The organism is Brevibacterium sp. CBA3109 (assembly GCF_040256645.1).
Taxonomy (GTDB): domain Bacteria; phylum Actinomycetota; class Actinomycetes; order Actinomycetales; family Brevibacteriaceae; genus Brevibacterium; species Brevibacterium koreense.
The window spans coordinates 1006525-1021148 of sequence record NZ_CP158281.1 but is presented as its reverse complement, the minus strand read 5'-3'; the positions used below and the strand labels follow the sequence as shown (position 1 = coordinate 1021148).

Sequence of the window (14624 nt, the reverse complement as noted above, 5' to 3'; positions counted from 1 at the left end):
CAGCCCTCATTCGTTCTCGCTCGTCGGCTCCGACTGCGGCGGCTGAGCGATGAGCGGCACCGGCGCCGGGAAGGTCTTCCAGGGATCGATCGTGACCGTTTTGTCCGGGCTGACCGTGACGATCTGGACGTCGATGGGTCGTTTGGTCCGATTGTCTACGCGCAGAATGCTCAGTTCCGCGTCCATCTTCAACGGCCCCGGGGTCAGTGCATTTGCCAGCGCACCTCCTGTTGTCGAACTCACATAACGAACTCCGCTGCCCAGGGTCTCCGGACCCACTCGCCTGTGCCAGTGTCCGCTGAGGCTGTACTTGGCACACCCGGAGCGCAGAGATGGCGCTCCGATCCGTGGATCGTGGATGAGCATGATGTCGAAGTCGTTCGCGCACGCCTCGTCACTGAGCTTCTGTGCGTACTGATCGGCAGTGAGATCGGTCTCGAGCTGCGGCCCGGATCCGAACACGGTCCGCCTGGGGTCCGGGCCGCCGAAGAACGTTACTCCGCTCATCTGAGCACTTGAGTTCTCGAGGACCTTCCAGCCCTGGCTTTTCGCGTGATCCGTTGTCTCGGTGGAGTCGTGATTGCCCTTGACGATCATCCGCGGCAGTTGGTCAGGCAGCTCGTCGTCGAGCACGTCGAGGCAGTAGTTCTCCGCAGAGGTGCCCGTCATCGTCACGTCTCCCCCGTCGATGTAGGCATCGGCACCGCTCATCCGAGCGACCGCACCGACCACCCGGGCCATACCGATGTTGCAGTGCAGATCGGAGCCGAACACGAACGTCGACACGTCAGCCTTCGGCGCTTGATTCTCACCGGCAGGAGGAGGGACCATCCCCTGATCCGACCAGTTGCCGGTCAGGGGCCGCGTATTCCACTGATTGCGCAGTGTCGCCAGCACCTGGTCGTAGAAGGCGTCGTTGTCGTCGGAGAAGTCCTTGACCGCCGTGAATCCGGCATCGATGACTCCGCCGAGGCGGCCCGTGACCTGCGCGCCCGCCAGTGGGGTCCCGTCGAAGGCGGGATCGGCAACGAGAGGCTCAGGGCGGGTGAGGACCGCTGTGCCCACACTCGCCAGGATGAGGACCGTGACCAGGCCGATGCCGATGAGCTCCTTGCCGAAGAGGGCCCTCCCGATTCCGGCGAGTCGAACGGGCCCGAGGATAAACGCCATCGCCACGACCACACCGCTGATGAGGCACACGGCCAGGGCCCACCGGGCGAGGATCTCTGTGGTCAGGCCGTCGACGATCTCGTCGACCTGCGCCTGCGGGGCGGAGAACAGGGCGGCATATGAGGCGATATCGGCGCCCAGGGCATCGACTGCCCCGCCCCCGAAATCCTGGTCCGGTCCGTCAGAGAGATCTCTGTCGGATCGCCGTTCGGAGGCACCTGCGTGTGAGGCATCCTCTTCGGCTCCGGAAACCGGGATCTGGCCGATGTCGACGGTGAGTCCGAGCCCCAGCGGCAGATATTCGGCCGCAGGGACGAGCAGTTTGCCCAGAGGGCCGAAGTCAACGGTCAGCCGAGAGTCGGCCGTGATCTGGTAGCGGGCCTCATGCGGTCCGAAGCTGAGATCTGCACGAGCAGAGAAGAGCGCCCACGGCAGGGTCACGGCTGCGACCACAGCGATGAGGATGAGCAGGGCTGAGGTTCTCCAACGGGCCGACACAGACTCCATTCTAAGTAACGAGCTCTACAGAGAGCAGGCGATGAACGTGGGTTCAGCCTCGAGGACGATGCCGAACCTTTCATTCACCCCGCCAACCACAGCACGGGCGAGTTCGAGCACGTCGTCCGTCGCCGCCTGGCCGCGATTCGTCAGTGCCAAGGTGTGCTTGGTCGACAGGCTTGCCCGACCAGCCCCGACGCTGAAACCTTTGGAGAATCCCGCATGTTCGATCAGCCAGGCCGCCGAAGTCTTCGTCTGCCCTTCGATCGTTGACCCGCTCAACGGGTCGGTGACCGGGTAGCGGGGGGCCTCGGCCGGCAGCTTGGCAGGGTCGTCGACGATCGGGTTCGTGAAGAACGAACCCGCTGACCATGTGTCGTAGTCGTCTGGGTCCACGACCATGCCCTTGGACCTGCGCAGGGAGATCACGCTGGTGCGCACCAGTGTGGACGGCACCGACTCCCCGATCTCGACGTCCAGCGCCGAGGCGAGCTGTGCATAGCGCACCGGCAGGGAGTCCGGGCTGCGGTGCAGGTCGAAGGTCACCGACAGCACCAGGTACTGGGCTGTGCCCGTCGTCTGCTGCGCCCGTTTGAGCGCCGAGGTGCGGTAGCCGAATTCGAGTTCGACGGCACTGAGGTGGCGGACCTGACCGGCGAGGCGATCGAAGACCTCGACCGAGGTGATGAGTTCACCAACCTCCGTCCCGTAGGCACCCACGTTCTGGATCGGGGTCGCTCCGACGGAGCCGGGGATCCCGGACAGAGCTTCGAGACCCGAGAGACCGCAGCCGAGGGTGAAGGCCACGAATTCGTCCCAGTTCTCCCCCGCCTCGGCGGTGACACGTGTCTCGGTCTCCGAGGTATCGTTTATCACCACCCCCTTGGTGGCGACCACGCACACCTCGGCATCGAAGCCGGTGTCGGAGACGAGCAGGTTCGACCCGCCGCCGATGAAGAGGACATCGTCAGCGGGGCGAGCCGACAGACTCAGGGGATGTACACGAGAGAACTCGATGAGGTCGTCCCTGGTCTCCGCGATATGCAGTTCAGCCGCCGGACCGCCGAGGTGGAACGTCGTGAAGTTTGCCAGATCCGAGGTCACCGTGAGACTCGGATCTGGGTGCGGCTGAGCACATCCTGGTCTCCGGACTTCACCGTGACGTCGATGCGGGCAGTGCCCACAGCACCGTCGACGGCCCCGACCACTGCAGTCATCGACAGGGTGGCGGTGGGTGTGGCCGGTGAGCCGGATGCAGCGTCGGGGACGTGTACCGGCGCAGAGAACCGTGTCCGGTAGTCAACGATCGCGCCCGGATCGCCGATCCACTCGACGACGGGGGCGATGACCACAGCCATCGAGAGCATGCCGTGGGCGATGACTCCATCAAGGCCCACCTCGGTGGCGAAGCGTTCGGACCAATGAATCGGGTTGTGGTCGCCTGAGGCACCCGCATAGTCGACGAGCGATGCCCGTGATAGGGGGATCTCGGCTTCGACGACGGTGTCTCCGATGGCCAGTTGGGAGAAGTCGGTGACGCTCATTCTCCGTCTCCTCTCACGACGATGGTCGAGGTCACTGTGACGACCGGCTGCTCAGCGGCGTCGGTGATCTCCGTGCGGGTGGTGATCATTGCGTTGCTGCCCGACGCGCGCACGCCGTCGACGTGAGTCGTGGCGTCCAGGCTGTCACCAGCAACGATGGGGCGGGTGATGTTGAACTGCTCCGAACCGTGAACGACCTTGGAGAAGTCGATGCCGGACTCGGGGTCGCTGATGTAGGCCGCTTCGGACTTCTGCGCGATGATCACTGAGAAGGTGGTCGGTGCTACGACGTCGAGATAGCCCAGGGCAGTCGCCGCCTCAGTCTCGAAGTGGTAATCGGCCTTCGCATTGGTGGCCAGCGCGAATTCCGCGACCGCCTCACGCGACACCTCATAAGGGCGTGGCAGGGAATAGCTGGTGCCCTGCTTATCGGTATTCACCGGCATAGTGGCTCTCTTTCGAAAAGTCGTCGTGATCCCAGCCTAGCGGCCTCTCACCATGCGAGGGGAATTCACCCGCCCGGTCCGTCCGGTCACGGATTTGAACGCGAATTCGCATCGGGTTCACCCAATTGATGCACCATCGTCCTCAGCCCCCGAAAACTGGTATATGTTGTCCACATCACGTTTGACGTCCGGCGTTCGATTCATCGCCGCCGATGGCGAGGCCGGACGGCTCATGTGACTGCGAGCAGTAACGCCACAAGTCTTCACAAGGAGTAGTGCGATGACGAACAATCCTGCAGACTCAACCCAGTCGAAAACGGCTGGGAACACGGATGGGTCTAGCACGCAGACCAGCACGCCCGGCAAGGCAGCAGGCACGAACAGGCGTGTGGTCAAGGACGCGGTCGCGGTTCCCAGCACCGGTCGACCGGTGAACTCGGCCGAGGCTCACCTCCCCGACGCCGCTGCAGGGCCTCCCCCTGCAGTGCCGGGACCCGCGCCGGCCCCCGCCCCGGTGCCGGATCCGGCAGATGTCGACGTCCATGTGGGCACCGATGCCGCCTATGCGGGTAAGGAAGCCGAACGGGTCCAGATCCGACGGCCCCTGCGCAACATCTCCGAGGTCCGCCACTTCTTCCGCACCAACATCACGCCGATCTATTTCATCGGCGCGACCCCATTCAACTTGCTCGGCCTTGACCGGTGGGTTCGGAACTTCTCCTACATCACGTATTACGACGGCTGGGATGGCGGGCACCCCCGCGTCTTCTCCCCGCGGTACAAGCCGTTCGTCGAGTTCGACAGCGGTGAGGCGATCAACAACTGGCTCCTCCTCAACGCCGAGGTGCGGGCTCATATGACGACAAATGTGCCCCACGGCGAGAGGCCCAAAGTAGCCATGGTCTTCTTCGATGAGGAAACCGAGCGCATCTGCCGTGAACTCGGCTACGACCTCATCCTGCCCTCGGCGGCGCTGCGCAACCAGCTCGATTCGAAGATCGAGACGACGAAGCTCGGCAATGAGGCCGGCGCCTTCTCCGTGCCCAATGTGCTCACCACGGCCGACACGTATGCGCAGCTGAACGCTGAAGCGAAGAAGGAGGACCTGGGCACCGACCTCGTCGTCCAGACCCCCTACGGTGATTCGGGGAAGACGACGTTCTTCATCGCCGCCGAGGAGGACTTCAACCGGCACAAGCACGACATCATCGGCGAACAGTTGAAGATCATGAAGCGCATCAACAACACGCCCGTGGCTGTAGAAGCAGTGATCACCAGCAGTGGAGTCGTCGTGGGCCCGTTCCTCACCGAACTGGCAGGCTTCGCCGAGCTCACTCCGTACAAGGGTGGCTGGTGCGGAAATGAGATGACCCCCGACGTGCTCACGGCAGACCAGCGCACCCGTGCCAGAGAACTGGTGCGGCGCATGGGCGAGGGACTGCGCAAGCGCGGCTACCGCGGCTTCTTCGAGGTCGATGTGCTCGTCGACCTGGACTCCGATGACGTGTACCTGGGCGAACTCAACCCGCGCATCTCGGGAGCCTCGGCGATCACCAACGTCACCGCCGGCGCCTATGCGGACGTACCGCTGTTCCTGTTCCATCTGCTCGAGTACCTCGACGTCGAGTTCGATCTCGACGTCGATGAGATCAATGAGCGATGGGAAGAGCTCTCCGGTGCTGATGAGTGGAGCCAGATGGTCATCAAAGAGACCGCTGACATCACCGAGTACATCACGCACTCACCGCTGACTGGTCAGTATTACCTCGATCAGTACGGGACTCTGACCTACAAACGCGCCGCTCTTGACTGGCATCCTCTGCAGAACGGGAACGAGGTGTTCTTCCTGCGCATCTTCGGGGCTGGCGAATACCGGTGGAAGGGCGCCGACCTCGGTGTCCTCGTGACCAAGAACCCGCTGCAGACCAAGGCCGGAGGCCCGAGCGCCCTGAGCATCCGAGCCAAGCACTTCATCGATTCGATCCGTGCGATGTACGCCGGTGTGCCCGTCGCCGCAGAGGATCCCTCACCGGCGCTGGGCGGCCCGGGAGCGAAGGGCGATTGACAACCGTGGTGGTAATCTCATCACGGACTGCACGAAACGACTGCGAAGAGGTGGAGTGTGACTGAGACGTCGCCGGACCCGACTGTGCCCGCCGACCCTGTCATCGACAAGGACAACTGGCAGGATGCCGACAACGTCCGCTGGTCTTTCCAGCACGTCGATCAGGTGCTGCCTACGACGCCGATCTCGCGCGGGACCGGACCTGTGGCCCAGCTGCCCGTGGACCTGCAGGATTTGGGCAGTGTCGAGGTTCCGAAGACCGAGTTCTCCGCTGCACGCAGTGTGCGCAGCGTCATCGAGGACAGCGACACGGATGCGTGGATGGTCATGCACAACGGCACGGTGGTCACCGAGGAGTACTTCTCCACGATGCGTCCGGAGACCGAACACCTGCTGATGTCGGTGAGCAAATCGCTCGTCGGCACTGTGGCCGGGGTGCTCGTCGGCGCCGGGGATCTCGATCCGAACCGTCTGATCACCGACTACGTCCCGGAGCTCGCATCCTCCGGATATGCCGGAGCCACGGTGCGCCACATCCTCGACATGCGCTCGGGAATCAAATTCTCGGAGAACTACCTCGACCCGAAGTCCGAGGTCAGGCAGATCGAGGAATCGATCGGCTGGTCGGAGTCGATGCCGGAGGGTCATCCGAAGGGAATGTATGAGTTCCTGACCACGCTTGAGGCGAAGTCCGAGCATGGTGGGGTCTACGAATACCGCTCGTGTGAGACCGATGTGCTGGGCTGGGTGTGCGAGAAGATCGCAGGCGAGAGCATGCAGACTCTCATGTCGCGGGTGCTGTGGTCGCGGATCGGGGCCGAACGCGATGCGCTCATCGCCACCGACCAGTACGGCGTGGGCATGTTCGACGGTGGCATCAACACCACTCTGCGCGATCTCGCCCGCTTCGGCTACCTGTATGCGAACCGCGGAGTCTCCCTCACCGGTGAACAGGTGGCACCGACCTCGTGGATCGGCGATACCCTCACCGGCGACGTCGACACCAGGCAGGCCTTCGCCGACGGCCCAGATGACAATCGGATGCCTGGCGGAATGTATCGCAACCAGTTCTGGTTCCCGTTCCCGGATTCGCATGCCTTCCTCGCGCTGGGCATCCACGGGCAGATGATCTACATGAATCCGGGGGCCAACTTCGTCGGCGTCAAACTATCCAGCTGGGGTCTGCCGCAGGATGCTGCCAAACTGTTCCCGACCATCCGGGCCTTCGACGCCCTGGCGAAAGCGGTCAGCGCACCAGTAGTCGACTGACCGTGCTGGTGCCCGTGAATCGTCCGGATGCCCCGTGAATCAGGTGTCGATGCGCACCGTGCGAAACGGGGAGAACCAAAGACCTCCAGTTGCCAGTGCGACGATCCCCGCGGCGATGATCAGCGCAAGTTCCGAGCTCGTGGCGGCAGCCAGGATGCAGGCCAGCGGCGACCGATGACCACCACTGCGCTATTCGTCGACCGCATCGTCGTGTTCGTCCGCACCTGAACGCAGTCGAGAGTGATCGACTGACGGCAGGCCATTGCCAAGCTTCACCGTTAGTGCCAAGTCCTCCCGTTAGCCTCACGCACAACCGGCAATAGCGCGCTGCACCCCGCCAGCGCCTATTCCTACACCTGCAATGGGAGGAACTGAGACCGACGAGGCGTGCTGTTGGTTCGGCTCAGGCGCCGGAGGAGGTTCGTTCCCCACCAGTGTGCACTGGAACGGTGAGAACACCTGTGCTGCATCCGCCTCGGCGGCCTGGGACTGATCGTCGGCGTCACCGACTCCGCCCTCAGAATTCGACGATGATGACCGTGCGGTGTCATGTGCCTGGATGGACACATATGTCTCCAGATCTGAACAGGGAGACCCTTCGCAGTCGGTGATGTGATGGCAGAATCGTCACTGAACGAACAACGCCCGTGATGTCAGATAGTTCATCCCCAGCACGCATGAATTCCAATGAGGAGCACCACGATGAAACCGATCCAGAAGTCAGTCTCGCGGTCAGGAGCTGTCATCGCTGCGGCCGGAGTCGCATTAGCCCTGACACTCAGCGGCTGCGGCAGCGATCAGAAGGACGAGAAGGCGTCTGACGAGACCGCCCAGAGCGAAGATGCCGGTGACGCGGGCGGTATGCAGGGCGAGGCTGCCCAAACGGAAGAGCCCACGGAGACTGCGAAGTCCGAGCCCAGCAAGGCCACGTCAGAGGATCCCTTCAAGGATTCCTCGAAAGCCACTTCCTGGGCAAGCGACGACGGGATCAAGGTCAACAAAGAGGGCGATGGAAAGATCCCGGCGGCATCACTTGAAGCCGACATCGACGACCTGTTCAAGAACAAGTTCAAGATGAAGGTCAAGAAGGTCGAGTGCAGAGACGATATGAAGGTCATGGACTGGTGGGGCCTGACCAGCTGCCAGGTCACCGATGATGAGACAACCTACTTCGGGTCGGTCTCACTCGTCGACCACAAAGACAATATGGTCAAATACGAAGTCAAGTTCCCCGGTGTCGACAAGAGTGAAGTCGACTTCTAGAATCCGTCCCACCACTCCAGTACTTGGGTGGCCTGGAGGGTCACCCATTTCGACGGTTCACCGGTCGGCACGTCGCAGGGGGACCAGACGTCACCGTCCAACCGGTGTCCCTGCAGCCAGGTCCCGTCGGACTGACGCTGAGATCTGATGGCTTCGATCGCTTCGGCCATCCGCGAGTCGGGCGGGGTTCCGTCCGCGTCTGCCGCTGCACGGAAGTAGTCGACCGCGGCCAGGACGTGGTCATACGCCCGCCGAGGATGGGCGAGGCTGAATACGCGATCACAGAATGGCTCCCCTGTCGAAAGCCGGCGGAAGAGTTCACGACGCAGTAGGTATTCGTCTCCTCGTACTCCCACCGCGCAGAGGGGAAGGACGCACCTTAGGCACACTGCCCGTCAGTGTCTTGGTGGCTGAGAAGCTCACGTCCGAATTCTTCGGCAGTGACCCGCTTCGGGGCCTCTGGCCAGGCGTCTTCGCCCATGTCCCGCAGGGGCGAACAGCGCTTCGACCCGGCCCCATGTGACCGTTCGGAATAATCAACTTTGTGATCAGACGAGGGGCCGGACTATGGTGTCGGCTATGGCACTTCAGGATGCGATCTTGGCCGCTCTCTCGAATGGCGAGTCCTCGGGATACGACATGGCGAAGGCCTTCGACGTGACGGTGGCGAACTTCTGGACCGCCTCCCCTCAGCAGCTCTACCGCGAGCTCGACAAGATGGAGACGGCCGGCCTCATCGAGGCCCGGATGATCCAGCAGCTGAAACGACCGAATAAGCGGCTGTTCTCTCTCACCGACCACGGCCGTGCGACGTTGCGCGGCTTCACGATCCGTGCACCCAAACCGACCGCGATCCGCGACGAACTTCTCGTACAGGTCGAGTCGATGGACCTCGCAGACGCCGCCTCGATCACAGTCAATGTGCAGAACAAGCTCAAGGCGTCAGAGACAAAGCTCAAGCGCTACGAGCGCACTCGAAGCCACCTGCTCGACGGCCGGAGCGAACGGGCATACCTCGCCGAGGCGGATCACCTCGGTCCCTACCTCACCTTGACTCGGGGGATCACCTTCGAACAGGAGAACATCCGCTGGTGCGAGTTCGTGTTGGCGACACTCGAAGACCGGACAGGCGCTTCTTAGCGCCCACCAGTGACGACCGGCTCCAGGAGAGGTCGTTTGGCCACTCGGCCGTCCCCAGAAGACTTGCCCCGCAGACGACGGTAGATCCACGGCGTGACGTGCCTCCAGCACCACGTGGCTTCAGTGCGAACTGTGCGCAGCGGTGCCTCCCCCTGGGGAGCGCCGAGGAAGTCGACTTCGATCGGCAGTCCCAAGCTCGCCGCAGCGGCACAGGCGAGCCGCTCGTGGCCCAGCGTAGCAAGATGAAGCCGGTCTTCGTCCCATGCGCGGGGATCCTCGAAGACCGAGTTGGTGGTCTTGGTCAACGGCATGACACCGTAGTCGTCGACGAGATGCTGGTAGATCGCGTTGAGACGCAGTCGACGGTTGTTGATCAGTCGGCCAGCGGGCGAGACTCCGGCGATATTGGGGATGGGGACCACGACAACCTGGGCACCGGCGGAGGTGAATGGCTCGACCAGGCCAACGAGAATGGCTCTCAAGGCGTCGAAATCGACGCGGGGGCGCAGGATGTCATTCATTCCGGCTGTCAGAGTCACGAAATCGGGCTGCATTGCAATCGCCGCCTGGTGTTGCGTGTCGGCGATCTGGGCCGCCTTGTATCCTCGCACAGCGAGATTCGCGTAGTGGATCGGCTGGCTCTGGCCGTAGTGCCCTGCAAGAAGTGCGGCGAGGCGATCGGTCCAACCGCGCGGGCTGCCATCGGGCCAGCGCTCGTCGCCTACGCCCTCGGAGAGGCTGTCACCGATCGCAACGTAGCGCAGCGGAGAGCTGGGATCGCTGCTCACAGTGTCGCCGGCATCAGGAGCCGGCGGCGCAGTGTCGTCCCACCAAGCTCGTGGGGCTCGTGCAGGTGTGGAAAGAAGTCCTTCATCACAGGCTCCATTAGTCAACAAGTTGAGTAAAGGTCATCCTAGCTCCGCCTCAACCCTGAGTCCAGCATCACCAACGAGCCAGCCATCAGAGGAAACGATGGGCTCACCGAGGTCGGGCACTCTGAGGCTTCACCATTTCAGGCAACAGTGCTTTGCATACAGGGGGCAACCTCGGAGGCTCTGCGTCACCTGCGAGAGGCCATCATCGTGGCCGCCCCGTATCCACGGCCATCTAGTGGGCGTTCAGCAGTTCATTTCGGAAGTTCGTGGCAGCGGAAGTCGCTTCGACACCGCGCACATGAGCGGTGAATCAGAAAGAACCTCCACCCAGCAGGTGGAGGTTCTTCAGAAGAGAGTAGCGGGAGGGGGACTCGATCCCCCGACCTCACGATTAGAGGATTCATCCCAGGGCCAACTTTCAGCCCCGCGACCTTCGATGGGGCCCCACTCGCAGTTGGACAATTGTTCGCCGCTGCATGGAGCAAAGCTCTACTCGACCTACTCGCAGAAGACGCAACCCGATGACGACCCGACACCTGACGATCCGATCGGTGAAGTCAATTCTTACTCGGGCGGGAGTTGACCACTCAGCGCTGAGTTTCATGGCGATAGACAGATCAGCCATGCACACCGCAGGGCTGCATGAGGGGCAGTACGTTGAGAACGTAGATGTTCGAGTCACCGGAGATCCGAACGTACGGAAGCAGGCTCGGCGAGTACTCGGAGACCGAGGACTCTGGCTGACACCGACAGACGAACACGACGATTGGAACCGTGGTACTGCGCCGACAGCGACTCAGGCATAGTGCCGTGTCAGAACCGGCTTGTAACGTAAACCATCCAACGCCAACATCCAAGGCAAGGAGAAGTGAACATGGACATCGGAGTCATCGTTGCGCTAGTTATCGCCGGATTCTTACTTGTCAGTATCCTCGGTATAGCCATCAAGCTGGCGATCTTCGCCTGCGCTGCACTAGCTGCCGCCTCCTTCCTTCACATCTTCCTGGTCGAGTCGTCTGGCCCACTGTGGCTCGCCGCGATCGGCGGCACACTAGGCTTCTTCTTCCTCTGCGCTCTAACGGCACGACCCCGGTAGTACGACAGCTGCCAGGGCATGCTAAAAACAATCTCACTTCCCCTTATCGAAAGTGAGATTCCATGTCAATCGCCGAGCTATCGAAGCCTCACCAAGCACTTCACGACTCGTTCACTTCGTCCTTGTCCAACTACCGTTCCCCATACACGGTCGAACTGCGCGGATATTACCTCCAGCGTCTGATGATCTGGACCCAGGACAACACCGAACACAGGTCCGTCCTCAAGCTCACCCTCGTCGACTTCCACGCCTGGCTCTCCAAAGATGTCGGCCCCGCGATCTCGACAAAACGCTCAGCCCGGTCCACCCTCAGCGTATTCTACGAGTGGGCCGAGACCATCGGGAAGATCAAGAAGAATCCCGCACGCAAACTTCCCACCATGCGCAACAGCATCGGCATCCCCACAACCCTTGCCCCATCAATGACATCCAACGAGCCCTCGAACGATCAACGCGGCCCATCGATGTCCTCATGATCCTCTTCGGAGAGCTCCAAGGCATGAGAGCGGGTGAGATCTCCCGAGCACACACGGACGACGTCATGCTCCCAACCAAGGAACTACGCGTCCTCGGCAAAGGAAGCAAAGAACGCCTCGTGCCACTCCACCCCCTCTTACAGGACCTTTTGCCACAATTCCCGGCAGGATACTTCTTCCCCTCAGACCAGAATCCTTCGGGCCATATGCTGCCACGATCAATCGGACGCCGAATCCGACATCTCCTCGGCTTTCAACCGGGAAGAAATGCCCACTCCCTGCGACACAAGTTCGGTGTTGACGCTCTCGAACTCAACCCTGATCTCATGGGCCTCCGCGACCTCTTAGGCCATGCATCAGTGGCGACAACGCAGATCTACACAAAGGCTTCCAGCAGTCGACTCAGGAAGCTCGTCGACGACATCCCAGAACCGGCCGGTCACCGAGACAAGATCCAAGCTCTCAGGCGTCAAGCAATCTCCTAATCACGAGCGTAACGACACCTCCAAGTTTCCAGCGACAAACACTGACATCGCGTGTGCCCGAACTTCGTGCACAAGTCCACACCGAGACAAAGGAACCGTGATGAGCAAGATTCCCACCCACTACCCCGTCAAATACAAGTGCGGCCATTCCGCCAGCACCGACCTTTCAAAAGTTCCACCATCAAGGCGAGCACAGGCTGCCCGATCGGACTTCTACGCCACCAAAGCAGGCAAAGACCAGAACGGAATGATCTGCCCCAGCTGCTTCAAGAAACAGCGTGCAACAGACACCGAGAGCTTCCTCAACCAGCTCATGCTCGATACCGAAGCTTTCGAGACCGAGCATGACCTTGCCGCCCTCGAAGGCACCGACCGCATGGTCTCATCCGGTCTCGTCGACAGTGCGCGCCGGGACCGGTACACGGTTCTCTCCACACTCCTCGGAGACGACACTGAATATCCCGACAACCACGATGACGTTCTCTCCGCAGCGCAGGCTCTGACCTGGGCAGGGTGGTGGGCCAATACGTTGTCCTACGGAATCCGCAAGGACAACGATTACGGCCAGGAAGAGTTCTACACTCTCGTCATCGACGGCGCTGAGCAGGAAGCGAAACGCGATAAGAGCGAACGCATTGTGGCCGAAAACCCGCACGACTCGAACCCCGACGAATCAGAATGACGACCCGAGGTGACGACCATGACAATCCCGACTGAGGAGGAACCCATGTCCAACATCACCGTGTGGACAGCCCCACAATGCGGCAAGTGCGAAAGCACGATCAGCTTCTTCAAAGGTGCTGGTTTCCCGCCCAACATCAAGGATCTCTCTGCACCGGAGAATCTCGACAAGCTCAAAGAGATCAAAGCTGCAGGCCATAGCCAAGCTCCCTACGTCGAAACGCCAACCGATTCATGGTCGGGTCTCCGGCCAGACAAGATCGCCCAGACCATCGCGGTCGAGCGGGCTGCCGCGCCATCACCAGCAGTCCATTCCCCCAGTCATTCTCAAGAACTGAGCGCATGAAGACGCTGCTGACCTGCCTTGACCACGGCACCCGCCTTGCCACAGCGGTTGTCGTGGTCATTGCTGTGACCCTCATTCCCCTCACCATCGCGCTGTGGCCGAACCCCAGCAACACCACCACGACTTCCTACCCGAGCGCCATCCTGACTGAGGTGTCCTACACTGACTGCGAAAACGTCACCGACGAAGTTCCCTGCGGAGACGCCACCGCGACCCTGAGCACCGGGCAACAGGTCAACGTCATGCTCTTCCGAGACGCATGGCTCTCCCACGCGTCTACCGGTAATCGCTCAATCCTCTACGCCTCCGAGACCACCGACTCCGAAACGGTCTACACGTTCCACTCCCACGACCGCGCCTTGAAGCTCGCCATCTACGCAACTATCATCATCGCCCTCGTCCTCCTTGTCGTAGGCGGAAGAGGAATCCGGGCAATCGCATCACTCCTGGCCTCGGGGCTGTTCGTCTGGGCATTTCTCATTGGCGGAATAGCTGCTGGTGGACCCCCGCTGCTCTATACCGCCATCAGCATCGTCCTCCTCCTCACCGGCGTGCTGTTCTTTACTCACGGTTTGTCGACGAAGACTCTCGCGGCCTGGGGCGGGACCATGTGTGGTGCTGCCACTGCGATGCTCGCAGGCACGCTACTAGCGACCTGGCTCGACTTGGGCCCAGCCGATGAGTCAGCATCTGCGTTGACCTACACAAGTCTTGACGTTGACCTCTCGGCACTATCACTTGCCGCGTTGCTGATCGCGCTCGTCGGTATTCTCAACGATATTGCCGCAGCTCAAGCCGCGACAGTCTTCTCCCATACCACCGCAGGAACACCCCCGAACTGGCGATCTATTCTGCCCACCGCCCTCGCTGTCGGCAGGGACCACTCAGCGTCGGCGATCTATACGATCAGCTTCTCGGTAGTCGGCGCCGGTTTCGCGGCCTTTGTCCTCGCCCATACCTACAACCAACCCCTGTCGGCGTTCCTCCAAACGGACACCGTCGCCACGACTCTCACGCAAATGCTCGCTGGCATCATCGGCATCATCATCACCATGCCAGCAACCACTGCCTTCGCTCTTCTTCTCTCCCGAATCCCGACCCAGGCAGCTCCTCCCGTGCTCCACGCACACTGAACTCTTCGCCCTGAACGGCTCCTCACTCGCGTGAGGAGCCGTTTTCGTGCGCAAGCCAACTGCCTCGTTGACAAACATTCGCCCGAGTTTTCGGGGAACAACACCCGAAACCAGGAATTCCCTCAAGGCGGAGAAGC

General features: G+C 61.6%; 16 protein-coding genes. 10 read left to right on the top strand and 6 right to left on the bottom strand.

What is annotated here, in order from left to right:
- Window positions 1-6: 6 nt before the first annotated feature.
- Genes AAFP32_RS04690 through AAFP32_RS04675 form a run of 4 tightly spaced genes read right to left on the bottom strand, consistent with a single transcriptional unit; the run spans window position 7 to window position 3658 of the window.
- A complete protein-coding gene (locus AAFP32_RS04690) occupies window positions 7-1668 on the bottom strand; it encodes a metallophosphoesterase (protein WP_350270847.1) in 1662 nt (553 codons plus the stop codon).
- A 24-nt stretch (window positions 1669-1692) separates the two neighbouring features.
- A complete protein-coding gene (locus AAFP32_RS04685; RefSeq protein WP_350270846.1) occupies window positions 1693-2772 on the bottom strand; it encodes a UDP-N-acetylmuramate dehydrogenase in 1080 nt (359 codons plus the stop codon).
- Window positions 2769-3212, bottom strand: a complete 444-nt coding sequence (locus AAFP32_RS04680) for a MaoC/PaaZ C-terminal domain-containing protein (protein ID WP_350270845.1) — start codon at window positions 3210-3212, stop codon at window positions 2769-2771. The genes AAFP32_RS04685 and AAFP32_RS04680 overlap by 4 nt, the downstream gene beginning before the upstream one ends.
- Window positions 3209-3658 carry an FAS1-like dehydratase domain-containing protein gene (locus tag AAFP32_RS04675; RefSeq protein ID WP_350270844.1) on the bottom strand — a complete coding sequence of 150 codons (450 nt, stop codon included), beginning with the start codon at window positions 3656-3658 and terminating at the stop codon, window positions 3209-3211. The genes AAFP32_RS04680 and AAFP32_RS04675 overlap by 4 nt, the downstream gene beginning before the upstream one ends.
- A 280-nt stretch (window positions 3659-3938) precedes the next feature.
- On the opposite strand from AAFP32_RS04675, the gene AAFP32_RS04670 reads away from it, so the two are divergent.
- From AAFP32_RS04670 to AAFP32_RS04660, 3 genes are all read left to right on the top strand, one after another.
- The gene (locus AAFP32_RS04670) at window positions 3939-5723 is read left to right on the top strand and encodes a biotin carboxylase (protein ID WP_350270843.1); all 1785 of its coding nucleotides are present in this window, start codon (window positions 3939-3941) and stop codon (window positions 5721-5723) included.
- Window positions 5724-5780: 57 nt separating this feature from the next.
- Entirely contained in the window at window positions 5781-6992 is a 1212-nt protein-coding gene (locus AAFP32_RS04665) for a serine hydrolase (RefSeq protein ID WP_350270842.1), read from the top strand.
- Window positions 6993-7694: 702 nt separating this feature from the next.
- Complete coding sequence (locus AAFP32_RS04660) at window positions 7695-8255, top strand: hypothetical protein (RefSeq protein ID WP_350270841.1); 561 nt, start codon at window positions 7695-7697, stop codon at window positions 8253-8255.
- Here the strand turns inward: AAFP32_RS04660 and AAFP32_RS04655 are convergent.
- Window positions 8252-8611, bottom strand: coding sequence for a hypothetical protein (locus AAFP32_RS04655; RefSeq protein ID WP_350270840.1), 360 nt, complete (start codon window positions 8609-8611; stop codon window positions 8252-8254). The two genes, AAFP32_RS04660 and AAFP32_RS04655, sit on opposite strands and share 4 nt — an antisense overlap.
- A 223-nt stretch (window positions 8612-8834) precedes the next feature.
- On the opposite strand from AAFP32_RS04655, the gene AAFP32_RS04650 reads away from it, so the two are divergent.
- Window positions 8835-9395, top strand: coding sequence for a PadR family transcriptional regulator (locus tag AAFP32_RS04650; protein WP_350270839.1), 561 nt, complete (start codon window positions 8835-8837; stop codon window positions 9393-9395).
- Here AAFP32_RS04650 and AAFP32_RS04645 read toward each other — a convergent pair.
- On the bottom strand, window positions 9392-10183 hold the full coding sequence (locus AAFP32_RS04645; protein WP_350270838.1) for an SGNH/GDSL hydrolase family protein: 792 nt from the start codon (window positions 10181-10183) through the stop codon (window positions 9392-9394). The genes AAFP32_RS04650 and AAFP32_RS04645 overlap by 4 nt on opposite strands.
- A gap of 961 nt (window positions 10184-11144) precedes the next feature.
- Here AAFP32_RS04645 and AAFP32_RS04640 point away from each other — a divergent pair.
- The 6 genes from AAFP32_RS04640 (at window position 11145) to AAFP32_RS04615 (ending at window position 14487) form a co-directional block, all read left to right on the top strand.
- Window positions 11145-11366, top strand: a complete 222-nt coding sequence (locus AAFP32_RS04640) for a hypothetical protein (protein WP_350270837.1) — start codon at window positions 11145-11147, stop codon at window positions 11364-11366.
- Window positions 11367-11488: 122 nt separating this feature from the next.
- A complete protein-coding gene (locus AAFP32_RS04635) occupies window positions 11489-11842 on the top strand; it encodes a hypothetical protein (protein WP_350270836.1) in 354 nt (117 codons plus the stop codon).
- Entirely contained in the window at window positions 11839-12327 is a 489-nt protein-coding gene (locus AAFP32_RS04630) for a tyrosine-type recombinase/integrase (RefSeq protein WP_350270835.1), read from the top strand. The genes AAFP32_RS04635 and AAFP32_RS04630 overlap by 4 nt, the downstream gene beginning before the upstream one ends.
- Window positions 12328-12427: 100 nt before the next feature.
- The gene (locus AAFP32_RS04625) at window positions 12428-13009 is read left to right on the top strand and encodes a hypothetical protein (protein WP_350270834.1); all 582 of its coding nucleotides are present in this window, start codon (window positions 12428-12430) and stop codon (window positions 13007-13009) included.
- Between the two features lie 45 nt (window positions 13010-13054).
- Window positions 13055-13354 carry an NrdH-redoxin gene (locus tag AAFP32_RS04620; RefSeq protein ID WP_350270833.1) on the top strand — a complete coding sequence of 100 codons (300 nt, stop codon included), beginning with the start codon at window positions 13055-13057 and terminating at the stop codon, window positions 13352-13354.
- Window positions 13351-14487, top strand: coding sequence for a YibE/F family protein (locus tag AAFP32_RS04615; protein ID WP_350270832.1), 1137 nt, complete (start codon window positions 13351-13353; stop codon window positions 14485-14487). Before AAFP32_RS04620 ends, AAFP32_RS04615 begins: the two co-directional genes overlap by 4 nt.
- The last annotated feature ends 137 nt before the right edge of the window (window positions 14488-14624 follow it).